The following is a 26,937-nucleotide window of genomic DNA, read 5'->3' as shown; positions in this document are numbered from 1 at the left end:
TGCACTTGATATAATTTAACGATTAATCTGGTCGTTTGGATAATGTTTCCGATATTTACTGAAAGTATTTATAGATACAAATGGAGTTTAAATATTTCATCCAACAACCACCTCTGGGGCCGCACAGGGGCGCCATGCACGCCGCCGCCATGGCCATGAACTGGCGCAATGTCGTCACGGGCAAAGTCATTTGCGACGCGCCTCCGTCTTGGGCCATCGCATCAGGGCCGGAGTGGCTTTGGGAGCGGCGGACACGCTTTTCGGCGGCGGCGGGGTGCGACATGGCGCAACGGCTGTCATCAAACCAGCAGGCTGCGACGCATGGCGCCGGTTTACGATGATGATTGCGCCGCCTCACCATGACGGCGCCGGCAAAGGCTGGATCAAGCGCCTGAAAGCAACGAGAAACGGAACGTCGACCCGGAGACGCCGCTTGCCGCCAACGTGAGATCGCCACCATGCTGCCGGACAATTTCCCGCGAAATATATAGTCCAAGACCAGAACCACTGACGTTCTGCCCCGGGACACGATAGTACTTGGAGAATATGCGCTCCTGCTCCATGGGCGCCACGCCGCCGCCCTGGTCAACCACATCAACGAATACCCTGCCCCCAGATGTCGACGCCTTCACCATCACGGGGCTCGACGCGGCTGAATATTTCAGGGCGTTCTGGACGAGATTCTGCACCACTACCTCCAGGAGAACCCGGTCGCCTTTCACGATTGCCGCATCGCCGTGAACAACACTGACGCGCGCAGCCGCCGCCTCATCCAGCCCTGACCTGACCGCATGAAGTATCTCATTGAAATCGAAAGCGCCGGTCCCGGCGACTGATACATGCGCGGCGTTGAGACGGTCGCCAGCAAGCACATTCTCGATCAGCATCGACATTCTTCTGACCGTGCGCCCGATTTTCGCGATCCGCATTTTGACGGGATCGGGACCGTCCTTCTGGGAGGACAGCAGGTTATCGGCTGTCACCGCGATGACCCCCAGCGGACCACGGAACTCATGGGACACCACGGCCACAAACTCCTGTTGCTGCGCGAGGGCGTCGTTCACGGCGTCCAGCGACTGGCGGAGCTTTTCCTCCAGAAGACGGCGCTGGTCCATTTCCGCTTTCAGCGATGCGTTGGTTTCCGCAAGCTCGGCGGTTCTCTCGCGCACCTTGATGGTCAGATCCCGTTCCGCGGCCTGGGAGATGGCCAGAATCCGGTCCTGCACAGCCCGCTGACGACGGCCGGCAAGATGGGCGGCGACGCCGCCAGCAAGCAGGATCAGGCTCAGTCCGAAAGCAGCAATGAGCCCCGTTATCAGATATTGCTGCTGTCGCATGGGCTCAAGCTGGTTGAGCGCGGCCAGCGTCAGCAGCTGGTATTTTGCATTGGTCAGGGGCTCGCGGCGCACGAGATAGGGATGCCCATCAATGAGCCACAGGCCGGGCCTGCTTCCGTCGCCCATGGCGCGTACGTCCATGGGCTCCCCCAGATCTTCATCACCGTCGGAAGGGAGCAGAACACTCACGGGCAAAAGCGCCGCCACATTCCGCAGCATGAACGGTTCGGACGAAGCGGTCGTCACCCGTCCCTGGCGGTTGACGATCAGCGTGATATGCCGCCCCGCCAGATAGTGCGCCATATCCGGAGCATCGAATTTGACCGTGACAGAGCCCAACGGCGCATCGTTGGCGTCTTCGATGCGGCTGGCCACGAAGTAGGACGGGCTCTGGTTCAGCCGCGCAATGCCGAACATTTGCCCTTTTCCGCCCTTCAGGGCATCGGCAAGATAGCCCCGCCCCGCGTAAATCTGACCAACGATACTGAATGAATCAGCCCAATTGCTCGCCGTAACCGTATCGTATGACAAATTGTTCATATAGATACGCGCGTACTTCAGATCGCTGGACAGATCCCGCATGAAATCGCCAACCCTGCGCACCAGCGGATCACCCGTGAATTTTTGGGCGCGCTCCTGACGCGTCAGCTCCTCGAAGCCAGGGGGGTCGGTGCGATAGCGCGCGGCGAGCTGGATCACCTGGCTCTGGCTTGCGACCATATTGGCCACGCTGGTCAGTTCGGTGAAGAGCCGGTCAACAACGCGGGCCGTTGTTATGGCTTCGTATTCAGCGCTGACCGCCACGCGGCTGAGTTCTTCAGCCACCATGCGTTGCAAAGACCACCACCCCAGGCCGGCGACCAGCGCCAGCCAGACGACAGCCGCGCCCAGTGTTCCCCAACGTATGATGGGCGGAATCTGGCGCCATCTCTGGCCCCGGAGCGGCTGCACACTGCTCATGCTGGTTTCCGACCCACCTGGTTCGGCCTTCATTCTGTTCGCCCGGCCACCTGACGTCTGGCAGCTGGCGCGATATGTGCACGCCCCGGCCAGCAGAGCCGGCCAGGATGCGCAGCCACCAGCGCCCGTCCGGTTGCGCCGGAATGGCCAGCCAGGGGTTGCAAGGCGATTGGAAATGCCGCCCCGTTTCCCGGGCGCACTGGCGCGGCCATGGGCGCAACGGTCAGACGTTACGGGGGGAGTTTGCGTACAGCCTCAACGGCTTCGCAATGCGGCTGCAGCACAGCCCGGCCATTTACTGACAATCACATCAATTGCCCAAAGCGTTACCGGCCAGATGTGAAAGCATATGCCAGCAAGAGCCATTTTGTGCATTGGCCGTCCGGGTCAGATCTTGCTAGGTAGCAGATTGAGGTGGGCAAATCGGTCGATCCAGGGTTCAGCGCGACCTGTGCTGGCCGCTGCTTTTCAGATCAGGATGATACTTGCTGGAACTGCGGGAAAAAGCCGGCGCTTCTGACCTCTCTGTTCAGGATTTCTGTTCAATCGGGCGCCAGCATATTGGATCGCGTGGACCTCTTCCGTACATTCGTCTGCGTCATGGAGTGCATGAGCTTCGCACGCGCGGCCGAGAAACTGGACATGCCGCGCTCCTCCGTGTCCGCCGCGATTTCGGAGCTGGAGCGGCGCGTTGACGCCCGCCTGCTTCACCGCACCACCCGCACCGTCTCGCCGACGCAGGAGGGCGCCGCCTTATACGCGCGTTGCCAGCGGGTTATCGCTGAAGTCGAGGACATGGAAACACTGTACCGCCGTACGGATGCGCAGCCATCCGGCCGCCTGCGGATTGATGCTCCAGGCTGGATTGGCCGGCTTGTCATTGCGCCGCGTTTGATCGAATTCCTCGAACTTTATCCGCATATTGAGATCGACCTGGGCTCCACGGACCGGCTGGTCAACCTTGTCCGGGAAAACGTCGACTGCGCCCTAAGAGTCGGCGTGTTGCAGGATTCCACGCTTATCGCCCGACGCATCGGCGTTCTGCCGCTGGTCAATGTGGCAAGTCCCGCCTATCTCGCCCGCCATGGCGCGCCATCCAGTCCAGTTGCGCTTCAGGAGCATTGGGGAATCCATTATTCCGGGCCTGGCGGCCGGACTGAACATTGGGAATGGATCGAGGCTGGCGTCGTCCGCACCGCGCGCCTGCGCGCCCGCATTACCGTGCGGAATGCAGAGGCCCATATCGCATGCTGTCTGGCGGGACTGGGCCTGATTCAGGTTCCCGCATACGATGTCCAGGACCTGCTGGCAGCCGGCAAACTGGTTGAGGTCCTGCCTGATCACCGGGCTGAACCGATGCCGATGAGTCTGGTATACCCACACCGGCAGCACCTGCCCAAGCGTTTGACCCTGTTTGCCGACTGGCTCGAGATGCTCCTGAAGCAACACATCAACGCCCCGGGGTTGCCCTCATGATCCCAGACATGCCTGGCCCCTCCCCGTCAGCCACCCGGTGGAACGCGGCCCTTCAGTCTGCTTGCGACGCGGCATGAACGGCCGGATATGGCCATTGCAGTCAGCATGATCCGGCAACAGGCCCGCATTTCGGGAAATCCCGGAATCGGCGCGTGCCGCCCCCTTGTCCGGTCACCGCCATATCGTTGAATCGGCGCCCCCGCGCCGGGGCATGCGCGCGGCGCTGGTCCGCGGGTTTGACAACGGGCGAAGAAACTGAAATCGAACGCGGGATCGCCAGAGAGGAGCCGTCATGTCCGCGGAGACGCTCACACTCAACAGTTCGCCGGGTGAAGTTCTGATTTATCTCGTTGATGATGACGAAGATTTCCGGGAAGAGATGGTGTTCGGACTCTCAGCACTCGGCCTGAACGTGCAGGGCTTCGGCGGCGCCGCAGACCTGTACCGGGCCTATGCGGCCAGACCCTCCACAATCGTTATTCTTGATATCGGCCTGGATGGGGAAGACGGCCTGTCCATAGCCGCCCATTTGCGGGCGTCTCAACCTGTCGGGATCATCATGGCCACGGCCAGGGGGGCCGTTGAGGACCGGGTCGGCGGCCTCCGGACTGGCGCGGACGCCTATCTGGTGAAACCTGTTGACGTGCGGGAACTGGCCGCCACCGTGGCGGCTGTGACTGCCCGCCTTGACAGGGACAGCCAGACTCCCCGGCAATCGCCAGAATGGGATCTGGTTGAAGGCGGCTGGGTGCTGACGGATGGCGCCGGTCATCGCCTCCGCCTGACGACAGCAGAACAACGTCTGCTCAGGCGCCTGTTCAACGCGCGTGGCGAGACCGTTGAGCGGCAAGCTCTCGTGGAGGCTTTGGGCGAGGACATTTATGATTTCAACTACGCACACCTGGATACGATTGTCAGCCGCCTGCGGAAGCGCGCCAAAAAAGCAGATATGACGCTTCCACTTCACGCCATTCGCGGAGCAGGTTTTACATTTTCCTCATAATATTACGGAATATTTTGCTGCTCTCCAGAATTACCCTTGGCTGCGCGGCGCAACTATTGCTACGGGCGCATTTGAAAATCTGCGACAGAAGATGTCAGCATTCGCCCCACGCCTGGAAACGCCAGCCTGTCGACGCCGCTGGCTGGCGTTGGCCGGGTTGCGGAAATCCCCGTGACGGCGGAACTGGCGCGGGCCATCAAAGCGCCCGACATCTCCAAATGACCACATGGGTTCAACCCTTCAGCGCCACGGGCCAATCTCCAGTCTGGAGGCCCCGAATTTTCACGCACCGCTGGGCTTTCCAGCGATGCCCCTCGCCAGATCCCGCTTCTGATCTTGCGCCGGCGCCCGGAGAACCGCAGCAAACCCACAGAACGCCTCGCCCACAGGGCAATCAGAATGTGGAACTGTCAGGTCTTTGTGCTGCGACAGGCCGCAAAGCAGAAAATATGCCAAGCAAAGTCACCGCCGTGGCGCCAGTTCCAGGATGGCTGCCTTGTACCAGGCCAAAGCCGGCTGCGAGGAAGAACGTCATGCGCAAGCACGGCATGCGTGCACGACACGCGTGATTGCCGCCCCTGGCCTGACTGTAGAAAAGGATGCTTCTGACCGCCGCCCGCAGGCCCTGACAGGATGCAGAATGCGCGCCGATTGGTATATTGGGTCAGCCATTTCTGCGTCTCAGGGAGAGCAGCCATGGGAATGGGACGGTTTATAGGGTTATTGCTTGTTGCGTACAGCATGGCGCCGCCAGGCGCGACAACCGCCAGCGCCCAGATGATGCCGGCAGCCTCCGCGATCTGCTCGGGAAAGCAGTCCTGCTTTATGGCCTTCAACGGCCGGGACCGGGGTTTTTGCCAGGCTTACGTTGAAGGCAAATCGTGCTTCATGTCGTTCAGCGACCGGACGGACATCGGCTGGTGCCAGCACATGCGCGAAGGCAAATCCTGCTTCATGGCTCTGGATGGCGCGGCGCGCGCGGACTGTTCGGCTGGCCGCTATCCACCGGATCACCGGCGCTGGCAATATCTCTGCCGGCGGTAGAAACAATGCAGGTGGCGGCAGGGTAGCCACCGCCCCGCTGATGGCGCTGGATGGGCCACACCCGCCTACGGCGCCCCCAGGGGCAGTTCGCGATCAGCCTGGCTGGCCAACTGCCCTGATTTTCTTTGTTTTGAATGCACGCCAATCGATCTGCCGGCTCCAGCCGACCGGAAGCTCCCTAATCATACAGGTAGTGGCGCGCCCATTGGGAGCGGGGAATCTCTGCGCCAATCGAATAGGACATCTTGTGGACGTCCATATGATGCGGCCCGGTTTCGCATTCGAATGCAAGATGAAACCACTTGCCGCGACTGCGGAAGACAGCCCCTTTGGCAACAATCCTGTTCCTGACCTGGACCTCTCGCCTGAACGTGTCGGCCACCACCTTGTCCACCAGGAAGCCGCGATGCTCCCTGCTGATCCTCAAACCCACTTCGGTGCCGCAGACTTCCTCAAGTCGCGTGTCGTATTCCAGGCGGTCGAACTGGGGGCGCAGCCTGGCGTCGTAAGCGACAGCAAAACTGCTTTGCAGGGCGAGTGCGGCGCTGACCAGCAGCGCCAGGGCCGGAAGGCCCGAGGGGTACCGAACGATCATTCGCCGATCTTCAATATCGGCGGCGCATCCCTGTCAACATGGCGATGCGCAGGGCTGGGCTGCGCTCCAGTTGCGCGATGCGCCTTGCGATGTGGCAGGGGCCCGCGCCAGCAGCGGCGCGACGTGCCCGTCGGCGCCTGTGGGCGCCGGGATCGCAACAGGCCGAACCGGCGCCGGCTGCGGCCTTGCTCCGGAGCAATCGCATGTAATCCAAAGTGCTAAATTGACGCTGATATGGTTCTGGCCGCCAACTTCCAGAGCTCGACGGCAGCGCACTGTGGTTACCCTGCAGCGATGCAGTCGATCAAACCGGAGAGACGAACTGCGCCGGCTTCCCAGCGGCCAGCGCAAGTGGTCCGGACAAATGGGAGTAAATGAATGCGCGCCATCAAGCTACTGGCCATTTCTGCCTTGCTCGTTGCCCCATTGGCCACCGTTGCCCAGGCAGAGCAAAAACCCAAAGCGGCGCCTGCGGCTTCACAGGCCACTGACGCCAAGAAGCAAGGCGGCCAGGCTGCGGCGCCCGCCAAGGAAGCGGCCAAGCCACAGGCCGCTCCCGCCGCAGCGCCCCAGAAAAAGTAAGTGCATACCCAAACCCGGTGCGTCTGACACATCGGGTTTGGGTAGAGCACAAGCAGCGCCTGAGATTTTCGGGCCATGGCTGCGCCTGCATCTTCGTGACCGTGAATCCCGAAGGCGGCGCCCCGCTCGCCATACGGAGCTTTCAGACAAAAACAACTGACGTGACGGCGTATGAGCCATGCCAGCGTGCAAATTGCCGGATACCGGAGTTCCGGGCAACCGCCCGAACCGGGCGGCAAATCCGGGCCCTGGGGAGGGTCATGACGGCGGCGGCTGGACAGAGGCCTGTTTTCCGCCTTTCGGCCGGGGGCCGCGCGTGGCTGACCCCGGCGCACGCCACGAAAAATGCGTGCTGAAACATCCACTCACCAGTTCTGGAGCCAATGGCGATGTGCGCGAGCCATTCAGACGCCGCAGTCACAACCCCACGTTCGGCTCCCCGGACCCTGATCCTTTACTTCAACGGCACCTTCGTAAACCGTCAGAACGGCGCGCATTCCCGTGTAAAATCGCTGCTCACCTTCCTGCTCGGCTGTGGCTGCGCCGTAACCATGTACAGCTACGCCAACCATGTCGAGTGCCCCTGGGGCCCGGAGGAGATCGCGCTGTTCAAACAGCAATTTCCGACCGTGCCGCTGGTGCTGGACCGCCGCACGTCGCTCCTTCTGTACTGGAGCAAAATTCGCAAGAAGCTCTTCGGCATGTTTCCAGCCCTGATACCACGACTGCTGAAACTGCGTCTGCCAGGCGCGACGCCCGGCTACGACGCGCTCCGCAAGAAACATCCAGACGCATTGTATATTGTAAATTACGCCAATGGATTGCTTGAGCTGAACGGCGTTCGCCCACGCGACTGCGCGATCGAGACGCACGACCTCGACTTTTTGCAGTTCAGCAAGCGGTTCAGGCATGAGATTACGAGCACCCGGATCATTGAGAAATTCCGGAGTGAGATTGGCTTACTTCAAAGCGCCGGGGCGCTGCTGTCGATCGCAAAGACAGAAACCGGCATGTTTCGGCTGTTCTTCCCGGACAAGCAGGTGTTTTTTCTGCCCAACTATCGTGCTGCCGGGCCGCAGGCCGGGGCAATCAGGGTATCCAGCCCAGGTTACGACTACGATATGCTGTTCGTCGGCTCGCGCAATCCGTTCAACGTCGATGGCATCGCCAGCTTTCTCGCCAGCCAGAGCGCATTGTTGCAGCGCTTCTCCCTGGCGATCGCGGGCGAAGTCAGCCTGAACCCCAGGATTATCGCGGCGGCTGCCGGCACAAATCATGTCAGCCTCCTGGGGTTTGTCGATGATCTGGACGCCCTCTACCCGCGTGTGAAAGTCGTGATCGCGCCCGTCGACGGCACGGGTTTGAAAATCAAGGTCATGGAAGCTCTGGCCGCGGGCAAGCCCGTTTTTGGCTCCCGCCATGCGCTGGATGGGCTGCCGCAAGGCAGCGACAGATGCGCCTTTCCGATTGAGCCCGCACAAATGGCGGCCATGCTGCTGGATCCGGTCCGGTTGGAAACGGCGTCCAAAGCGGCCCTCGCCTATTCGCAAACCCCGTCGATTGCCGGCGATCTCGCCGATTTCCAGACCTTTCTCAACCAGGTGGGCCTCAGCCAGACCTCGCAGACGCCTCTGCCGCCCCCCTGGCGCCCCTGACCATGGCGCGCCTTCGGGCACAGCCGCCTGGCCAGGCCCCGGCGGCCTGCGGCTTCAACGACCAGCGTCCGATGCCAGCGCCCGCACGACCTGCTCCATAAACCTGGCGGCGGCGACCGGCAGGGTCCGCCCGCGCAACTGGCCGACGACGGTCTGCGCCGGCGCCATGTCGCGGGCGTCGATCTCACGCGCGACCAGTTGTTCATTCTCGTGCGGCACGCCGGCGCGTATCTGGAACGTCACCACATGCTCACGCATGGCGTAGCTGCGCATTACCTCGAACGAGCCGGTTTCCAGCGCAACCTGCACCGGCAATGAAACGCGCAGCCGCGCCGCATCCAGCAGATAGCGGATGGCGAGGCTGCGGTCGGGCATGACCACCGGCCAGCGCAGGCAATCGCGCAGCCGCACCGGCCCCCGGGTCGCGGCCAGCGGATGATCCGCCGCGACGATGGCGCAGACCGGCTGCTCCAGCACCAGCAGCGGCATGAACTCCGGCGCCGGCGGCGGCTGCAGCACCACCGCGAGATCCGCTTCGAATGCAGTTAGCGCGGCAACGACGTGCGCGTGATCGCGCACCATCAGATTGAACGACACCAGCGGGTGAGCGGCGCGATAGGCGGCGATCTCGGCCGGCAGAAATTCGTGGGCGAATGCCTGGCTGCACGCCACCGAAACGTGGCCGCGCCGCTCGCCCGACAGATCGGCGATCTGCGAGCGGATGCGTTCAAAATCCGAGAGCTGGTCGCGGATATGGCGCACCACCAGCTCGCCCGCCGGATTGAGGCGCATGCCCTGGGGCAGGCGCTCAAACAGGGTCACGCCCATTTCCTGTTCAAAATCCTGGATCTTGCGGGTGAGCGCCGAGGGCGTCAGCGCCAGCCTTTCGGCGCTTTTGCGGATCGAACCGCTCTTCGCCACGTCGAGAATGCACGCGAACGTTCTGAGATGCTTCATCGTCCCTGCTTCCCGTGGGGCCCCATGCATGTCCGGCGTCAGATCGCATGGCGTTGCGTTTTAAGAAACACATTGTTCGAAAACGGGCAATAGACGGCAACAGGATGGAGCACCAACCTGTTCCGGCGATCACATCACGCCGGAGTTGCCAATGCCCGCCGATCTGGACGACCTGTCGCCCGACAACCTGCCGTTCGCCGACCTGTCGTCACGGGTCGCCGCATACCTGGCGGGCCGCGACGCGCTTGCCGATCTGCGGGCGACGCACGCCGCCATCAGCGCCGCCACCGCTTCGCACGCCTGGATTTCGGTCACGCCACTCGCGGCTGTCGAAACGATGCTGGCGGCGGCGCGCCGCCGTCTGGCCGCCGGCGCGGATCTGCCGCTGTATGGCGTTCCCTTCGCGGTGAAGGACAACATCGACGTCGCCGGCCTGCCCACGACCGCCGCCTGCCCGGCCTTCGCCTATACGCCGGCTGTTTCGGCGACAGCCGTGGCGCGTCTGGTTGCGGCTGGCGCCATTCCCGTTGGCAAGACCAATCTCGACCAGTTCGCCACCGGGCTGAACGGCAGCCGCTCCCCTTATGGCATCCCTGCGTCGGCGCTTGACCCGGCGCTGGTTTCCGGCGGCTCCAGCTCCGGCTCGGCCATCGCCGTCGCCGCCGGTCTCGCGCCATTCGCCCTCGGCACCGACACCGCCGGCTCGGGCCGGGTTCCCGCCGCCTTCAACAATGTGGTCGGGCTGAAGCCGACAAAGGGCCTGGTCAGCACGAGCGGCGTCACGCCCGCCTGCCGCAGCCTCGACTGTGTCTCGGTTTTCGCGGCGACCGTCGCCGACGCCCTGCTGGTCACCCGCATCATCGCCGGCTTCGACGCCGCCGATCCGTATTCCCGCCGCGCGCCTGCGGATGCGCTGGCGACGCCGGCGGTCGCGCCCTTCCGCTTTGGCGTGCTGGACCCCGAAACCCTGGCCTCGTGCGATGTCATCGTCCAGGCGGCTTACGCGCGCTCAATCGCGCGACTGGAAGCGATCGGCGGCGCGGCGGTGGCCATTGACTGGACGCCCCTGCGCCAGGCGGCCGCGCTGCTTTATGAGGGCCCGTGGGTCGCCGAGCGGCTGGCGGCGATCGGCGATTTTCTCGCCGGCAACGCCGCCAGCGTTCACCCCGTCGTGCGCGAGGTTATCGCCCGGGGCGAGAACTGGTCTGCCGTCGACGCCTTCCAGGCGCAATACCGGCTGGCGGCCCTGCTCCGCCAGGCCGAAGCGATCTGGAGCGCCGTCGACATCGTGCTGACGCCCACCGCGCCAGAGCACCCGTCCATCGACGCCATGCTGGCTGATCCCGTCGGCTGCAATGCGCGGCTTGGCCTGTTCACCAATTTCGTCAACCTGATGGATCTGGCCGCGCTGGCCGTTCCATCCGACCTGACTTACGCCGGGCGTCCCACCGGCGTCACCCTTGTCGGTCCCGCTTTCAGCGACGGCAGGCTCGCCGCCATTGGCGACCTGCTGCACCGGGCCGCGCCGGCAGCCTCGCTTGGGGCAACGCGCCAGGCCCTGGCGGCGACCGCGCAGGTCGCGACAACACAAGTCGCGACAACGCCGCGCGCAGGCGTGACGCTGGCGGTGGTCGGCGCCCATCTGCGCGGCGAGCCGCTCAACTGGCAATTAACCGATCGAAATGCCGAATTTTTGGGCGCCGCGAAAACAGGCGACGGCTACAGCCTCTATGCGCTTGCGGGAAGCACGCCTGCCAAGCCCGGCCTGCTGCGCGACGGCGGCCGCGGCGGCGTCGCCCTCGAACTGTGGCGCCTGACGCCGGAGGCCTTTGGCACATTTGTTGCAGAGATACCTGCGCCGCTGGGCATTGGCTCGGTGGAACTGGAGGACGGCTCGGTCGTGAAGGGCTTTCTCTGCGAACCCCACGCCGTCGCGGGCGCCCGCGACATCACCGGTTTTGGCGGCTGGCGCGCCTTTTTGACCGCCGCCCGCGCCGCCTGACCGGCGTCTGATCAGAACCCCGCCTGAAGCCAGGCAAAGGAGCCACATCATGATCCAGCGCAGACAGTTCCTGATGGGCGCCATGGCCGCCCTCGCCGCCCCGGCCGTCATCAGCACCGGCGTCCGCGCCCAGTCCGGCAAGCCGGTCGTCATCCGCATGGGCGCGCTCAAGCTCATCCACTCCATCGCGCCCTATTTCTATGAGCAGTTCACCCCGGCCGGTTACCGCATCGACGTCATTCCCTTCGAAAGCCCGACCGAGGGCAAGAATGCCGTCGTCACGAAGTCCGTCGATTTTGGCATGTTCGGCATCGCCGCCGGCCTGCTCGGCGCCTCGGCCGGCGAGCCGGTGGCGCTGATCGCCGGCGCCTGCAACAAGGGCGTCGGCGTCGTCGCCGGCAAGGACAGCGGCATCAATTCCATCAGGGGTCTGAAGGGCAGGCGCGTCGCCATCTGGCCGGGCTCCACCCAGGAGATGTTCATCCTCGAACGCCTTTCCCAGGAAGGCATGTCGGTGAAGGACATCACGCCGGTGCGCATTTCCTTCTCGGAGATGCACGCAGCGCTCGCCCGGGGCGACGTCGACGCCTATGTGGGCGCCGAACCTGGCCCAGGCGTCAGCCTCGCCGCCGGCATCGGCAAGATCGTCGAATATCCTTACGGCACGCCGCTGGGCGCGCTGAACATGATCACCGCCGCCCACAAGGACACGCTGGCGGCGCGGCCGGAACAGGTGAAGGTGCTGCTGGAGGTGCATCGCAAGGCCTGCGAATTCGCCATGGCCAACCGCGACCGCATGGCCGCCATGGCTGTCGCGAAGCTGGGCCAGAAGCCGGAAGCCATCGCCCGCTCCGTGCCCAACGTCGATCTGGTGTGGGACTTCACGCCCGAGGACCGCAAGCGCGGCGAAACCTACGCCCAGCGCATGCTTGACCTGAAGCAGATCCGGCGGCTGCCCGATTTCGCCACCTTCTTCCAGACCGGCGCCATCGACCAGATTGGAGGACGCGCATGAGCATCGTCATGCAGGGGGCGCCGCCCGCGGCGCGCGGTCATGGCCGCATCTCCACCACCCGGCTGCGGGAATTCGGCGGCCGGACCGGCCAGATCGCCCTGGCCCTTGCCTTTCCCGCCGCCATTCTCGCTGGCTGGCACTTCGCCACCGCTGGCGCGGCCTACAGCCTGGTGCCGCCGCCGGCGGAAGTCGCCCGCGCCTTCTGGGACCTTGCTTTCGGCGGCATCAACGACGACGCCTTCAGCCAGACCTTGCTGACCCATGTGCTGGCGTCGGTGGGGCGGGTGCTCGGCGGCTTTGGCCTCGCCGTGCTCGTGGCGCTGCCGCTCGGCCTGCTAATCGGCCGCGTGCCGTTCGTGCGGCAGATGCTGGACCCGACCCTGCAACTGCTGCGGCCAATCCCGGTGACCGCCTGGCTGCCGCTGGCGATGATCCTGTTCGGCATTGGCCCGCGTTCGGCGTTCTTCCTGGTGTTCCTCGGCGCGTTCTATCCCATCCTCATCAATACGGTGTTTGGCGTTCGCGCCGTGGAGACGCGGCTGTTCGAGGCGGCGAGCATGCTTGGCTGCAAGGGCCCGGCGCAGTTCAGCCGCGTGGTTTTGCCAGCTTCGCTGCCGGCCATCTTCACCGGCCTGCGTCTTGGCCTCGGCTTCGCCTGGGTGGTGATCGTCATCGGCGAGATGACCGGCGTCCAGACCGGCCTTGGCGCCATCATCATGGAAGCCCGCCAACTGTCGCGCACGGAGATCGTCATCGCCGGCATGATCGCCATCGGCGCCCTCGGCTTTCTCTCCGACCGCCTGGTGATGCTGCTGGGCCGCCGCCTGCTTTCCTGGAGTCCGAACCATGTCTGAACCGACCATTCCGATCCTCGAAATGCGCAATGTCAGCAAGAATTTCGATTTCTCGGGGCAGCGCATCCAGGCGCTGGCCGGCGCCAACCTCACGGTGCGCAAAGGCGAATTCATCTGCCTCATCGGCGCCTCGGGTTGCGGCAAGTCCACCCTGCTGCGCATCGCCGCCGGCTTCGAGCAGCCGACCTCGGGCGAGGCGCTGATGTGGGGCAAGCCGATCAGCGGCCCGGACCCGTCGCGCGGCATGGTGTTTCAGGACTACGGCCTGTTTCCCTGGCTGACCGTGCGCGGCAATATCGGCTTCGGCCTCGCCGCCCGCGGCCGCCCGAAGGCCGAGATCCAGGACACGGTCAGCCGTTATGTCGACATGGTCGGCCTCGGCAAGTTCGCGGACGCTTACCCCCACCAGCTCTCCGGCGGCATGAAGCAGCGGGTCGCCATCGCCCGCGTGCTGGCCAATGACGCGGAGGTGGTGCTGATGGACGAACCCTTCGGCGCCCTCGACGCCATGACCCGCGACCGCCTGCAGGACGAATTGCTGGGCCTGTGGGCCAGCACCGGGCTGACCGTGCTGTTCGTCACCCACTCCATCGAAGAGGCGGTGTTCCTGTCCGACCGCGTTGTGGCCATGTCGCCGGGGCCGGGGCGCATCGACAGTGAACTGCAACTGGATCTGCCACGCCCCCGCGACGTCGCCTCGCCAGCGTTCAACGCCATTCGCGGCGACCTGAACCAGCGTCTGCACAGCCACCACGCCCGCAAGGCGGCGTGATCCGGCGAAAGATCACGGGAACCCGAAAAGTTTGGGCGGGATGCGTTTCTGGTTGAACGGATCCCGCTCCGGTGTGCTTGCCAAACCCACCATCGCAGGAGCGGTCATGACCGATGCAGCCACACGCGACGCCCCGCTCCCGCCCCAGGCCGGAAGCTGGCGCGAGGGGAAGAACAGGCGCGATGGGGAGAGCTGGCGCAATTGGGGGAGGGGGAAGCTGGACGCCGCCTACAACAATTCCGTCGCGGTAGCGGACAGCGCCGCCTGGCTGGCGCAATGGACGGCCCGCAGCGCGACGCTCAGGGCCCGGCAGCCCGAATTGCTCGACCTGCCCTATGGCTCCGCCCCCCGCAATCGCATCGATATCTTCCGCTCTGGCCAGGACAACGCGCCGCTGTTTGTCTTTATTCACGGCGGTTACTGGCAGCGGAACAGCAAGGAGATGTTCTCCTGCATGGCGGAAGGGTTGCTGGCGCACGGCGTTGACGTCGCCCTGCCCGGCTACACGCTGGCCCCGCAAGCCTCTCTGACGCACATCGTTGGCGAAATCCGCGCGGCTATCCGCTGGCTGCGCGACCAGGGACCCGCGCGCGGCGTTGCCCGCAACCAGCTGATGGCGTCCGGCTGGTCGGCGGGCGGGCACCTGGCGGCGTGCTGTCTGGACATGGCGGAGGTCGACGCCGTGCTGGCCATTTCCGGCATTCATGATCTGGCGCCGATCGCCGCCAGCTATCTGGACGACGCCCTCAGGCTTTCCGCGGATGAGATCGTCGGGTGCAGCCCGCTTCACCGGCCGGCGGCCGCGCGCGCCGCGCCGCTGGCGCTTGCCTGGGGGCTGCATGAACTGCCCGAATTGCAGCGCCAGTCCCGGGCGCTGGCGGAAGCCAGCGCGGCGGCCGGCCGGCCCTGTCGCGCCGCGCCTGTCGCTGGCGCCAATCATTTCACCATTCTTCAGGAACTGGCCCGGCCGGATGGCGCGCTGACCGCGCTGGCGCGCGACATGTTGCGCGCATCCCGATTACCTGCGCAACCCTGGGCAAAAGTCCCCGAAACCGGGGCCGCCCTCTCCTGAACCGGCCCGCTTCGCCTCGCCCGCCCGCTGGCCACCTGGCGGGCGGGAGCGGCTCGCACGGGCATACTTGGACTTGCGACGCTCGACGATGCGCAAGCCCGGATGCGCATCAGTTCACCTGCCGGCCTTCGACATTCCAGAACGGTTCGCGAAGCCTGGCCTTGTCGACCTTGTTGACGCTTGACAGGGGCAGGCCATCACTACGGAACTCAACGCTCCGTGGGCATTTGTAGCCGGCGATGAGCGTCCGGCAATGGGCGACCAGCCCGTCGGCATCCAGGTCGGCGCCCTCGCGCGGCACGATAACCGCGTGCACCGCTTCGCCCCATGTGGCGTCCGGCACGGCGATCACCGCGCACTGGGCCACGTCGGGATGTTGCAGGAGCGCATTCTCCACCTCGGTGGAATAGATGTTTTCTCCGCCCGAAATGATCATGTCCTTGGTGCGGTCGACCACATACAGGTAGCCATCCGCATCAAGCCGCCCGGCGTCGCCCGTATGCATCCAACCGCCGCGCATGGCGGTGGCGCTCTGCTCCGGCTTGCCCCAGTACCCCAACATCACATTCGGCCCCCGCACGATGATCTCTCCGACCTCCCCGGTCGGAAGAGCGCGATCCTCCGCGTCGACAATGCGCACCTCGACCCCCGGCGCGGGCCGGCCGGCGGAGCGCAACCGGTGGCTTGCCGGGCCATCCGGCTGGTGATCCTCCGGCCCGAGGCGGGCCACAAGGGGCGATGTTTCCGTCATGCCGTAGGACTGGGCGAAACGGGCCTTGGGAAACCGGCGAATGGCCTCGCGCAGCAGCGTCTCCGGCATCGGAGACGCGCCATAGCTGATCAGCTCAAGACTGGACAGGTCATGGGCGTCAAACTCCGGGTGGCGCATGACCATGGCGAGCATGGTGGGCACGAAGGTCGCGGCTGTCACCTTTTCCCGCGCGATGGTTCGCAACACATCGGCCGGCGCGAACGCCGGCAGCACAATATGCCGCCCCCCGGCAAGGGTTGTTGAGAAAACCCGGCCGCCCGCCGCCAGATGAAACAGCGGCCCGGCGTGCAGGCTCGCCGGAGGCGGCATCGGGCCTGAGGCCGTCATATTGCTGCGTATGCTCGCCAGCAGGTTTGCGTGGCTCAGCATCACCCCCTTGGCGCGGCCCGTGGTGCCGCCCGTATAGAACAGGCAGGCAAGATCATCATTGCCCCGTTCAGCGTCGGCGCAGGGAGAGCTGCCCGCCAATTCGGCCTCATAGGACAACATGCCGGGCGGCGCGTCCGCATCGCCGGCGTGCAGGGCCAGCTTCAGATCCGGCAGGGCCTGGCGAAGCGACCCGGCCAGATGGATGAAGGCATCATCCACGATCAGGACGGCAGGCCCGGAATCCGCAGCCTGGTACAGCAGTTCCGGCAGGCTGTGCCGGGTGTTCATGGGGCAGATGACGCCGCCGCTCCAGAGCGCGGCGTAGTAATACTCAAGATATCGGTGGCTGCTGTGCCCCAGCATGGCGATGCGATCTCCGGCAACCACGCCATGGGCGCGGAACACGGACGCAAGGCGCGCCACCCGGTCGCCGAACTGGCTCCAGGTCCAGCGCTGCCCGCCAAACACCACCGCTACGGCGTCTCCCTGCCCGGCGCAGGCGCGCCTCAGGCCTTCGGTCAGATGCATGTATTTCCTCCGCCACACACAGTGCGGGCATGGACGCCGGACAAGGCGGCGAGCCCGGGCGGTCGCGTCCCAACAGTTGCGCCGTCACGTTGGCGGCGCCACATGCCAGACGGCGGCCGCCTGGATGATCCGGATCAGGCGCCGCCGTTGACCACCAGGCACTGGCCGCTGACGTAGTCACTGTCGGGGCTGCAGAACAGGTAGACAGAGCCCGCCGCCTCTTCCGGGGTTCCGCCCCGTCCAAGCGGGATCATCTGGTTCAGCGCCGCGATCCGCCCGCCCTGGACGCCGACCTTGATCTGCCGGCCATCGACGTCGATCGTCCCGCTGTCGCCCGCCTGCAGCGGCTGGGTCAGCCGCGTCTGGATATAGCCAAACGCCACCGCATTGACGGTGACCGCATAGCGTCCCCACTCCTTGGCGACAGCTTTGGTGAGGCCAACCACGCCGGCCTTGGCGGATGAGTAATTCGACTGCCCGGCATTGCCGTTCACCCCGGAGGTCGAGGAGATATTGACGACCTTGCGCACCACCCGCAGGCCCCTGGCTTTTTCGGCTTCGGTCGCGGTTTTCAGGTGGTCAAAGAAGGCGCGCAGAATTCGGAATGGGGCGCTCAGGTGCAGATCAATGATCGCATCCCATTGCTCATCCGACATTTTCTGGATGACGTTGTCCCACGTATAACCGGCGTTGTTCACCAGTATGTGGCAATCGCCGAAGGTATCGACGGCAGTCCTGACGATGCGGTGGCCAAAGTCCTTGTCGGAGACGTCGCCGGCGCAGGCCACGGCCTTGCCGCCGCTGTCCTGGATCAGGGTCACGGTTTCCGCGGCTGGCGCCTCATCCAGATCGTTGACGACGATGCTCGCGCCTTCCCTGGCCAGGCGCAGCGCGATCTGCTGCCCAATTCCGCGACCAGACCCCGTAACGATCGCGACGCGACCCTCAAGCTGCCTCATGTATTCCATCCCTTGTCTTCCGGCCTGTTGTTCAGGCTGCGGTATTGTTGAACGCCCCGGCGGGTCACAGCCCCCCTCAGGTCCGCCATGAACCGCCATTTTGCCGACAGGTTGCAGGCGCCTGAAACCGTTTGCGCTTTAAAATTCTATTGAACGTTCAATAAAATTGATATGTAGTGAATCGCATGTCAAGAGCACGTTCCCGGGGCTTCCTCTCCGGGAGCGCGTTCCAGCAGAACGTAACTGCGAACAGGGCTGTCAGCTTTCATGGATGCAACGGTGCGGGTCAAACGCTATCAGGACAAACGTCAGGAGGTTATTCGGGCCGCCGGCAGCGTATTCGCGCGGCGGGGCTATCACAATACTTCCCTGAACCACATCGGGGCCGAACTCGGAACGACCGCGGCGGCGCTGTATTATTACGCCAAATCGAAAGACCAGCTTCTGGACAACTGTCGCAAACAGGCCCTCCAGTCGATCGAGGCGGCGCTGGCTGAAGGACAGCAGAAGGGCGTCAACGGCTATGGCCAGGTCCGCATCTTCTTCGAGCGCTATGCGGAGCTGATCTGCAGCGACTTCGGACGTTGCCTCGTCCTGATCAATCTCAACGACATCCCCCAGCCGCTTCGCGACAGCAGCCGTGAACGGCAACGCGCCCTGCATCGCGATGTCCGCAACCTCGTGCGCGCCGGCATTGAGGATGGCTCCATCCGCCCCTGCGACCCGTTGCTGACCACCAGCATGTTGTTCGGCGCCTTCAACCATCTGACGAAATGGTGGCGCCCAGACGGCCCGCGCCCGTTGCAGGCCGTGGCGAAGTCTTATCTGGACGCGCTTGCCACAGGAATTGCCCAGGAAGGCGCTGCCGGGACGGGAGCGCCGCCGACCGGCGACTAGAGCCGTTTTCCGATCCATATTGCCCGGCAACGGCTGCTGTTTTCCTTGTTTTGAGTGCGTTCTGACCGACCAGACATTGCCGTCTGGCTGGCAACCGCGCCGGGGGGCACTGGCCAGCATCTGGATGCTCCCGGCCCCAGTGCGATCAATGATCGTCTGCAAAGGAGAGGAAGATGTCAGGCATCAGAGCTGTTCTGGCTCCCGTATTCGCCGCCGCGATCTTGTCCTGCGGTCCCCCCGCCGGAGCGGCGGAATACAGCAAGGGCGCCAATGATCGGGAAATACGGATTGGCCACACCGTTCCCTATAGCGGGCCCGTATCAGCCTACGGCGCCGTCGGGCATCTCAGCGCCGCCTATTACGAGATGATCAATGCGCGCGGCGGCGTCAACGGACGCAAGATCAGGTTCATCAGCCTGGACGACGCGTACAATCCGGCGAAAACCGTTGAGCAAACCCGCAAGCTCGTCGAGCAGGATGAAGTGTTCGCCATGATCGGCCAGGTGGGCACCGTCACAAGCTCCGCCGTCCAGAAATATCTGAACGCCAAAAAGGTTCCGCAGCTGCTCATCGCCTCTGGCGCCTCGAAGTGGAACGATCCGGAGAACTATCCATATTCAACAGCGCTTTATGCGCTCTACGAAATGGAAGGACGGGTGTTCGCCCAACATCTTCTGAAGCACAACCCCAAGGCCAGGGTGAGCATCCTGATCCAGAATGATGACGCCGGGCGTGATTACGCGAAGGGGTTCCGGGATGGCCTCGGGGCGGCCGCCGCGTCGATGATCGTCAAGGAACTCAGCTACGAAACATCTGAAACAACCATTGATTCCCAGATTGTCGCCCTGAAAGCCACCGGCGCCGACACGCTCTTCCTGATGGCGACGCCCAAATTCGGCGCCCAGGCGATCCGGAGAATTGCCGAAACCGGCTGGAAACCGCAGGTTTATCTTGCGGCCGTGACGGCATCCATCGGCACGGTGCTGCGGCCGGCGGGCCCGGAGAATGCCAAAGGCTTCCTCAGCGCCTTTGCTTTCAAGCGCGCGGATGATCCTTACTGGGCCAATGCGCCGGATGTGATCGCCTACAAGAAATTCTTCGATGAATGGTACAAGCATGGCAACATCTCGGAAAGCAGCAATGTGATCGCCTATGCAACGGCCTATCTGACAGTGCGTCTGCTTGAACAGTGCGGCGATAACCTGACGCGGGAAAACCTGCTGAAACAGGCAACGAACCTGTCTGAGGTTGAATTGCCCATGCTCCTGCCCGGCATCCGGGTGAATACGTCGCCTGCTGATTATTCGCCCATTCGCCAGATGCAGATTGGACGCTTCAACGGCGTGAGCTGGGTGATGGAAGGTGAGCTGATCAGCGCCGACATGCGGTGAACGAGGTTTCAGGACCGGAGAAGGCTGGCGTCGCGCATGACGCCGGCAACGCCCCGCCTGGACGTCGATCGGGGGCGCTGATCCGGCGGTGGCCGCCTGGCGTCACTGGCTCCTTCCGCGCCCCAACTGGCCGCAGAAACAGTCGTTGGCCGCACCGGAGAATTTGACAGCAGGATCCGGAGTGCCTGCGGCCCGCGCCCGTCGCATGGTGTGGCAGAGCCAGCAGGAACCGTGACCGGAGCGTGCGGCCCGAAAGGAATGCCATGCCTCTCCAGAACCGCGTCACGCCGTTTGGCGAGATCGTCGCCATCGCCCAGCGGGGTCTGTTTACGGGCAATCGCGGCATCATCCACGACCCGGCGACGAAGACCCTGCTGGCCAGACGTTGGGCGACGCGGGCCTGGCTTGTGTGCGACTGCGCCTACAGGGGCCGGCGTCGCGCCGTCATGGCGCGTCGGTCATGGACGGAGCTGTTTTTCCTTGATGAAGCCGTGGCGCTCGCCGCCGGGCACCGCCCCTGTTTTCTGTGCCGCCGTGAGGCCGCCAGGCGGTTTCAGGCGTGCTGGGCCTCAGCGCGGGGCGAGATGCCCCCCTCCGCCGCGCAGATGGATCGCGTGCTCCACGCCGAGCGTCTCGATGCCGAACGTCCCGATCATGCGCGCAAGCGCCTGCATCCGCCCATGCGGCCTCCTGCGGACCTGCCGGACGGGGCGGTTGTTGCTGTCGGCGGCGAGGCCTGGGTCCTGCGGGGGGGCCTTGGCCATCGCTGGACCGCCGAAGGTTATGGGAGACCGGAAGTTCTGCGCACCGCGGACTGGCTGCTCACCCCGCCGTCGACTGTTCTGACCCTGACGGCGGGCTACCAGCCCGTGCTCCACCCCTCGATCAGCGCCACGCGCCCCAGTCTGGGCGACGGTGGGTCGTTTTGAGGCCCCTTGGCCCGATGTCGCCCAGGGCGCCGCGCGAAGGCGCCACACGCAAAGACATCGCGCACATGAAACGTCACGCGCAAACGCCAGCAGAACCGCAAGGAGGCGGTGGCATGAAGCAGCACTCCATCAACGCCATCGCCCCGGCGCCTACGGATATGTCCGTGGAAGCGCGGGTCGCCGCCTGCGACTGGCGGGCGCTCGCCAGCGAAATCGACAGCTACGGCTGCGCGGTCATGCCGAAACTGCTCACGCCGGCGGAATGCGGCGACATTGCCGCGCTCTATGGCGATGAGCGCCATTTCCGCAGTCATATCATCATGGCGCGGCACGGTTTCGGGAAGGGCGAATATCGCTACTTCAAATATCCGCTGCCGGACCTGATCGGCAGCCTCCGCACGGCGCTTTATCCGCGTCTCGCCGCCATCGCCGACGACTGGAACGGGCGCATGGGAATCGACCAGCGCTTCCCCGCCGATCACGCCTCGTATCTGCAACAATGCCACGACGCCGGCCAGAGCCGGCCGACGCCGCTGCTGCTGCAATATGGCCCCGGCGACTTCAACTGCCTGCATCAGGACCTTTACGGCGACCTGTCGTTCCCACTCCAGGTGGCGATCCTGCTTTCCGAGCCAGGGCGCGACTTCACCGGCGGCGAATTCGCGCTCACCGAACAGCGGCCGCGCATGCAGAGCCGGGTTGAGGTGGCGCCATTGCGGCAGGGCGACGCCATCGCCTTTGCGGTCCACAACCGGCCGGTCCGGGGCGCAAAGGGCAATTATCGCGTCAATCTGCGTCATGGCGTCAGCCGCGTCCGCTCGGGGATGCGCCACACCGTCGGGATCATCTTTCACGACGCCCGCTGAGCGGACAATGCTGGGCGCACGCCTTGTCTGGCGCCATGGGCGGGGAAAGCGCCGCCGAGACGGCATGCCCCGCCCGCGTCCGCTTTCATTGTCCCCCTCAGGCGTTGTTGAGATCGACGCGGGGTCCGCCCTGGCCGAGCAGGTGGGCAGCGGCGCGCCAGGCATGACTGGCGACCTGGTCCATCCGGCGCGTTGCATCGATCCGCGTGAGCGCCTCTGACGCGGTCAGCTTGCCAGACGCCACGGCGGCGAGCGCCTCAGCCCGGAGCCCCCGCTGCATCTCCCCGAGCTGTTTCGCCGCGGCGGCCATTCTCGCCAGCGCCGCCGCGTCCGGCGCCGATGGGGTCCAGCCAATGGACGCCGCCTGGGTGCTGAGCGCGGTTTCCGTGGCGATGGCGCCGGCAATTGTCCGGACGTCGCGCAGCGTCGCATCGCAAAGCGCGACGGCGGCGCTCTCCGGCGCATCGGCCGGGATGGCGCCGGGTGGCTCTGCGCCAAGCGCCTCGATCAGGCGCGCGACATGATCGAGCGCGTGCAATGTGCTGGTCAGACGCAGGCGCTCCTCCGCGCTTTCCGGCTTTTCCTCCAGCCCGGAGAGGAACGCCCATACTTTCTCCAGCGTGGCGGCGGCGGCCCCGGTTTCGACCGCGCCCCTGCCGCCGGCGAGGGCGGCGGAAGCCGAAGCAGCCGTGGTTTCCAGAACATCAGCCACAACCCGCCGCGCCGTTTCGACAGCGATCACCGGGCTGGCGAGCGCGCTGGGATCAAGCGCGCGCTCCAGCGCCGTTTCCCGCGACGGCAACATCCGGGTGACCACCCGGGTGAACCATTGGGTGGCGGGCAGGAGAACGGCGACGCCGATCACATTGTAGGCGGTGTGATAGGCCGCCAGCAGGGTCGTGCCGTCGAGCGTCGACGACAGGCCCTGCATCAGCCGCGTGGTCAGCGGAAACGCCGCGATGGCGATGAGCGCCGCGATCAGCTTGAACAGTACATAGGCCAGGGCCAGACGCTTCGCGGTGACGCTGGCCCCAATTGCCGCCAGCGCCGAACTCGTCGCCGTGCCGATATTCTGGCCGATAATCAGGGCCGCGCCCTGCTCCAGGCTCACCGCGCCGGCAAAAAAGGCGGAGATGGTCACGGCGATGGCGGCGGTCGACGATTGCATTACCGCGGTCATGGCCAGGCCGACGAAGATCAGGACCATCAGGCTGCCCATGCCGGGCAGCCAGTTGACCCCAGGCATGCCCAGCACAGCCGGCAGATCGGAGGGGTGCAGGCTTTCGGCGAGGCCACCCATCCCCTGCTGAAGCGTGGTGAGGCCGTAGAGCACCAGGGCAAAACCCGCCAGGGCGCCGCCGCTCGCGGCGATGCGGCCGCTGGCCAGCAGCCGCGTCAGCGCGCCCACAAAAATCAGCGGCAGGGCATAGGTGGACAGCGAGACCCGCACGCCGATCAACGCCACCAGCCAGCCGGTGCCCGTGGTGCCGACATTGGCGCCGAACACCAGGCCAAGCCCCTGGGGGAAAGTCAGCAGGCCGGCATTGACCAGGCCGATGGTTGTCATCGTCACCGCGCTTGACGATTGCACCAGCAGGGTAATGACCGCGCCCCAGAAGGCGCCGGAGACCGGCGTGGCCGCCGCCTTGCCCAGCACCGTGCGCAGCGAGGAGCCGGCAAGGGCCTTCAGGCCGTCGGTCATGACGGTCATGCCGAGCAGAAACAGCCCGACGCCGCCAAGAATGACAACAAGTGTCGACATGAGCGCCCTTCCGCCTGCCCAGCGCAATCTGGACGTTTCCGGGCAACCGGACGCACGATACCGCCCCGGTTCCCTGCTTCACCACGAACCGGAGCCAGAAACCGCTTCGGGCTTCGATGACCGTAAAGACGCCGGCGGCCCCAGGACCTGACCGGGCCGCCCTGCCGGAGCCCGCAGGCGCCACAAGGCGCCAAAGCCATCAGATATCGCGAGCAATTGAAAGCTGAATCCGGGCCGCGGAACCCGCGTCAATCAATGCGAACGGGAATTCGACGGGATTTCGCGTCCGCCGCATCTTGCCAAAAAGGCCTTCGCTTGTCATGTGACGGCTTAATGACGGCGCCAGCCAGGCGCCGGCTGACGCGATGTCTCCAGTGCGACCATGGCCGACACCACACTCATGCTATCGCGTCCAGCGTCTGCCCCGGTAACGGGGACCCAGCGCGCGCAAAAAACCAGCTTCGCCGCATTTGCCGGATTCTTCGGGCTGCTCGCGGCTGGCCTCGCCTATGCGGCCTTCAGCCTTTACAGCGACGTCATGGCGGCGGATGCGCCGGCCATCGCGCTGACGCCATTCGCCCTGCTTGTACTGGCCCTGCTGATCGCGCTCGGCTTCGAATTCGTCAACGGCTTCCACGATACGGCGAACGCGGTCGCCACGGTCATCTACACCAATGCGCTACCCGCCAACGTCGCCGTGATATGGTCCGGCGTCTTCAATTTCCTCGGGGTGCTGTTCTCCAGCGGGGCGGTGGCATTTGGCGTCATCGCGCTGCTTCCGGTCGAGCTGATCCTGCAAGCGGGCACGGGAGCCGGCTTCGCCATGGTGTTCGCCCTGCTCATCGCGGCGATCATCTGGAACCTCGGCACATGGGCGCTCGGCCTCCCCGCCTCCAGCTCGCACACGCTGATTGGTTCGATCATCGGCGTCGGCGTCGCCAATGCGCTGTTTGCCGGCCAGAACGGGACCTCGGGCGTCGACTGGTCGAAGGCCACCGAGATCGGCTGGTCGCTGCTGCTGTCGCCCCTGTTCGGCTTTTGCATGGCGGCGCTGCTGCTGCTGGCCCTGAAATTTCTCGTGCGCAAGCCGGAACTCTATGCCGAGCCCAAAGGCGCCCAGCCGCCATGGTGGATCCGCGGCGTGCTGATCGCCACCTGCACCGGCGTTTCATTCGCCCATGGCTCCAACGACGGCCAGAAGGGCATGGGCCTGATCATGCTGATCCTGATCGGCGCCGCGCCGACAGCCTATGCCCTGAACCGCTCGCCGGCGCCCAACCATGTCGCGGCCTTCAACGTCACCGCGCATGACGCCGCCCAGGTCATGACCGCCATGGCCGCGACCCATGGCGGGCTGGAAGACAATGGCGCCTCAGGCGATCCGCGTCCGGCCGTGTCGCACTACATCGCGACCCGCGCCATCAGCGCGACGACCTATCCGGCCCTGGCGGCCCTGGTGAATGATATTTCGGCCCAGGCCGCCCGGGTCGGCGATCTCGGCAAGACGCCAGCCGCTTCGGTGCGCAATATCCGCAACGACCTGTACCTGGCCTCGGAGGCGATCCGCCTGCTGACAAAAGACAGCAAGAGCGGCCTGACCGTTGCGCAGGCGGCAACACTCAAGGCCTTCAAGACCGAGTTGGACGCCGCCACCCGCTTCATTCCGCTGTGGGTGAAAATCGCCGTGGCGCTTGCCCTTGGCCTCGGCACCATGGTGGGCTGGAAGCGCATTGTCGTCACGGTGGGCGAGCGGATCGGCAAATCGCATCTGACCTACGCCCAGGGCGCCTCGGCGGAGCTTGTCGCCGCTGGCACGATCTTTGCGGCGGACGTCTACGGCCTGCCGGTTTCCACAACCCACGTGCTGTCCTCAGGCGTCGCCGGAACCATGGCGGCGAACCGCTCGGGACTGCAGTTCGCGACCATCCGTAACCTGCTGATGGCCTGGGTGCTGACCCTGCCGTGCGCCATCCTGCTTTCCGGCGCGCTCTACGCGATTTTCCGGCAGATGGTTTGACCCTGACGAGGTCATGGCTAAGGGCATTTTGGCCCAGGAAGTCCTGAATCAAGAGCCGGGGCCGCGCCATGCGGGCCGGCGTCGCGCGTCTGAACGCGCATCAGCGCCTGGAGCAAGCCCTGAGCCAGGCTCTGGCCGCCAGGGCGCTGGCGTATCCACGACCCGCAACGCGCAGATCTATATGGCGGACGTCGCGAAGGACGTCGCGGGGCATTTCCAGTGCGTCAGAAATGGGCGCGCCGAAAATATGCATTCCCTTCGCGAAAAGCAGGTCCCGCGTTTCGCGAAGGCGCTCCGGACGGGAGCCCGCCGCTTGCCTCCGGGCATTTCCCCCGGAGGCCGGGCGGTTCAACCGGCGTCAGCTTACCAGTTCGGTCCGGGACCAATCGAATTGAAGTCCCAACTGTTCTCCGAATTCATTTCAGCGACCAGCGACTGATCGGAGGGGAGCGAACGGTTGCGCCCCAACTGCCTGAAACTCTGATAGGCCGTCTCATCGCCGATATAGACGCAGTTGCACCCCTTCGGATCAGCGAAGACATACACGGTCTTGCCCTTTACCTGCCGGGCCATCATCTTGCCAGCCGGAATGGCGGCCAGCTTGGCCTGCCGGGCCGGGGTGTCCGCCACTTTCGTGGTAAATCCGGCGGCGGTGAGCAGATTGCCCGTCGGAGCCGGAGCCTTGGTCTGGCAGGCGGATAGCGCGATCGTTCCAGCAACGGCTGCGAACACAAGCCCCGTTCCTCCAGCCAGAAGGCCTCGCAAGGGAGTTTGACCAGCACGCTTCTGTATTTGCTGCATATGTAGCTCCTGTCCTGGAAAAAGCCGGCAGATCAAGCCTGCGGAATTGCTGTAAAGCTGCGCCTGATCCGGGAACTGGTCAAGATACGGCAACGGTTGACGCGCTTTGAAATCCGTCCCGCCACCCGCCCCATCCCGCCCTTGCCGGCTGCCATGGCGACTCCAGGCTGCGCGCTTCGCGAGATGGCGGACGCCGGGCGCGGGTTCGATACGGACTTGCAACACCGACCTGCCTGGCGGCGGCGCGCGCCCGGTCATCAAAAGCATGAGGATACCTGGCGCCGCCAGCCCCGCCGGCGTCACGCAGACCACCCATCATGCC

Annotated in this window: 22 protein-coding genes; 15 read left to right on the top strand and 7 right to left on the bottom strand. The window is 64.9% G+C overall.

Going from position 1 to position 26,937, the window contains the following annotated elements:
* Positions 1-383: 383 nt before the first annotated feature.
* A complete protein-coding gene (locus tag ACERNI_RS15920; RefSeq protein ID WP_448834238.1) occupies positions 384-1,919 on the bottom strand; it encodes an ATP-binding protein in 1,536 nt (511 codons plus the stop codon).
* Between the two features lie 939 nt (positions 1,920-2,858).
* On the opposite strand from ACERNI_RS15920, the gene ACERNI_RS15915 reads away from it, so the two are divergent.
* From ACERNI_RS15915 to ACERNI_RS15905, 3 genes are all read left to right on the top strand, one after another.
* Positions 2,859-3,773: a LysR family transcriptional regulator gene (locus ACERNI_RS15915; RefSeq protein WP_448834251.1), complete on the top strand. Its 915-nt coding sequence runs from the start codon at positions 2,859-2,861 to the stop codon at positions 3,771-3,773.
* A 292-nt stretch (positions 3,774-4,065) separates the two neighbouring features.
* The gene (locus ACERNI_RS15910) at positions 4,066-4,776 is read left to right on the top strand and encodes a response regulator transcription factor (protein ID WP_448834237.1); all 711 of its coding nucleotides are present in this window, start codon (positions 4,066-4,068) and stop codon (positions 4,774-4,776) included.
* Between the two features lie 696 nt (positions 4,777-5,472).
* Complete coding sequence (locus ACERNI_RS15905; protein WP_448834236.1) at positions 5,473-5,820, top strand: hypothetical protein; 348 nt, start codon at positions 5,473-5,475, stop codon at positions 5,818-5,820.
* Positions 5,821-5,998: 178 nt separating this feature from the next.
* Here ACERNI_RS15905 and ACERNI_RS15900 read toward each other — a convergent pair whose 3' ends face one another.
* On the bottom strand, positions 5,999-6,415 hold the full coding sequence (locus ACERNI_RS15900; RefSeq protein WP_448834235.1) for a DUF930 domain-containing protein: 417 nt from the start codon (positions 6,413-6,415) through the stop codon (positions 5,999-6,001).
* A 378-nt stretch (positions 6,416-6,793) separates the two neighbouring features.
* On the opposite strand from ACERNI_RS15900, the gene ACERNI_RS15895 reads away from it, so the two are divergent.
* Entirely contained in the window at positions 6,794-6,997 is a 204-nt protein-coding gene (locus ACERNI_RS15895) for a hypothetical protein (protein ID WP_448834234.1), read from the top strand.
* A 383-nt stretch (positions 6,998-7,380) separates the two neighbouring features.
* On the top strand, positions 7,381-8,652 hold the full coding sequence (locus ACERNI_RS15890) for a glycosyltransferase (protein WP_448834233.1): 1,272 nt from the start codon (positions 7,381-7,383) through the stop codon (positions 8,650-8,652).
* Positions 8,653-8,706: 54 nt separating this feature from the next.
* On the opposite strand, the gene ACERNI_RS15885 is transcribed toward ACERNI_RS15890, so the two are convergent.
* Positions 8,707-9,609 (bottom strand): LysR family transcriptional regulator, encoded by a 903-nt coding sequence (locus ACERNI_RS15885; protein ID WP_448834232.1) that lies wholly within the window; start codon positions 9,607-9,609, stop codon positions 8,707-8,709.
* Between the two features lie 151 nt (positions 9,610-9,760).
* Here ACERNI_RS15885 and atzF point away from each other — a divergent pair, with 151 nt between their 5' ends.
* From atzF to ACERNI_RS15860, 5 genes are all read left to right on the top strand, one after another.
* Positions 9,761-11,611 carry an allophanate hydrolase gene (gene atzF / locus ACERNI_RS15880; protein WP_448834231.1) on the top strand — a complete coding sequence of 617 codons (1,851 nt, stop codon included), beginning with the start codon at positions 9,761-9,763 and terminating at the stop codon, positions 11,609-11,611.
* A gap of 49 nt (positions 11,612-11,660) precedes the next feature.
* Complete coding sequence (locus tag ACERNI_RS15875) at positions 11,661-12,626, top strand: ABC transporter substrate-binding protein (RefSeq protein ID WP_448834230.1); 966 nt, start codon at positions 11,661-11,663, stop codon at positions 12,624-12,626.
* The gene (locus ACERNI_RS15870; protein WP_448834229.1) at positions 12,623-13,480 is read left to right on the top strand and encodes an ABC transporter permease; all 858 of its coding nucleotides are present in this window, start codon (positions 12,623-12,625) and stop codon (positions 13,478-13,480) included. The genes ACERNI_RS15875 and ACERNI_RS15870 overlap by 4 nt, the downstream gene beginning before the upstream one ends.
* Positions 13,473-14,252, top strand: coding sequence for an ABC transporter ATP-binding protein (locus tag ACERNI_RS15865; protein WP_448834228.1), 780 nt, complete (start codon positions 13,473-13,475; stop codon positions 14,250-14,252). Before ACERNI_RS15870 ends, ACERNI_RS15865 begins: the two co-directional genes overlap by 8 nt.
* 106 nt (positions 14,253-14,358) lie before the next feature.
* Positions 14,359-15,324, top strand: coding sequence for an alpha/beta hydrolase (locus tag ACERNI_RS15860; RefSeq protein ID WP_448834227.1), 966 nt, complete (start codon positions 14,359-14,361; stop codon positions 15,322-15,324).
* 109 nt (positions 15,325-15,433) lie between these two features.
* On the opposite strand, the gene ACERNI_RS15855 is transcribed toward ACERNI_RS15860, so the two are convergent.
* Both ACERNI_RS15855 and ACERNI_RS15850 read right to left on the bottom strand, forming a co-directional pair.
* Complete coding sequence (locus tag ACERNI_RS15855) at positions 15,434-16,993, bottom strand: acyl-CoA synthetase (RefSeq protein ID WP_448834226.1); 1,560 nt, start codon at positions 16,991-16,993, stop codon at positions 15,434-15,436.
* Between the two features lie 134 nt (positions 16,994-17,127).
* Positions 17,128-17,952 carry an SDR family NAD(P)-dependent oxidoreductase gene (locus ACERNI_RS15850; protein WP_448834225.1) on the bottom strand — a complete coding sequence of 275 codons (825 nt, stop codon included), beginning with the start codon at positions 17,950-17,952 and terminating at the stop codon, positions 17,128-17,130.
* Between the two features lie 267 nt (positions 17,953-18,219).
* Here ACERNI_RS15850 and ACERNI_RS15845 point away from each other — a divergent pair, with 267 nt between their 5' ends.
* From ACERNI_RS15845 to ACERNI_RS15830, 4 genes are all read left to right on the top strand, one after another.
* Complete coding sequence (locus ACERNI_RS15845; RefSeq protein WP_448834224.1) at positions 18,220-18,849, top strand: TetR/AcrR family transcriptional regulator; 630 nt, start codon at positions 18,220-18,222, stop codon at positions 18,847-18,849.
* A 173-nt stretch (positions 18,850-19,022) separates the two neighbouring features.
* Positions 19,023-20,240, top strand: a complete 1,218-nt coding sequence (locus ACERNI_RS15840; RefSeq protein WP_448834223.1) for an ABC transporter substrate-binding protein — start codon at positions 19,023-19,025, stop codon at positions 20,238-20,240.
* Between the two features lie 263 nt (positions 20,241-20,503).
* On the top strand, positions 20,504-21,169 hold the full coding sequence (locus ACERNI_RS15835; protein ID WP_448834222.1) for a hypothetical protein: 666 nt from the start codon (positions 20,504-20,506) through the stop codon (positions 21,167-21,169).
* Positions 21,170-21,282: 113 nt separating this feature from the next.
* Positions 21,283-22,035 carry a 2OG-Fe(II) oxygenase gene (locus ACERNI_RS15830; RefSeq protein WP_448834221.1) on the top strand — a complete coding sequence of 251 codons (753 nt, stop codon included), beginning with the start codon at positions 21,283-21,285 and terminating at the stop codon, positions 22,033-22,035.
* Between the two features lie 97 nt (positions 22,036-22,132).
* On the opposite strand, the gene ACERNI_RS15825 is transcribed toward ACERNI_RS15830, so the two are convergent.
* On the bottom strand, positions 22,133-23,797 hold the full coding sequence (locus ACERNI_RS15825) for a Na/Pi cotransporter family protein (RefSeq protein ID WP_448834220.1): 1,665 nt from the start codon (positions 23,795-23,797) through the stop codon (positions 22,133-22,135).
* A 382-nt stretch (positions 23,798-24,179) separates the two neighbouring features.
* Between ACERNI_RS15825 and ACERNI_RS15820 the strand changes: the two genes are divergently transcribed.
* Positions 24,180-25,814: an inorganic phosphate transporter gene (locus ACERNI_RS15820; protein WP_448834219.1), complete on the top strand. Its 1,635-nt coding sequence runs from the start codon at positions 24,180-24,182 to the stop codon at positions 25,812-25,814.
* A 363-nt stretch (positions 25,815-26,177) separates the two neighbouring features.
* On the opposite strand, the gene ACERNI_RS15815 is transcribed toward ACERNI_RS15820, so the two are convergent.
* Positions 26,178-26,882 (bottom strand): hypothetical protein, encoded by a 705-nt coding sequence (locus tag ACERNI_RS15815; protein WP_448834218.1) that lies wholly within the window; start codon positions 26,880-26,882, stop codon positions 26,178-26,180.
* Between the last annotated feature and the right edge of the window lie 55 nt (positions 26,883-26,937).

It is taken from the genome of Camelimonas sp. ID_303_24 (assembly GCF_053543495.1).
This window is presented reverse-complemented; position numbering and strand designations above follow the sequence as displayed.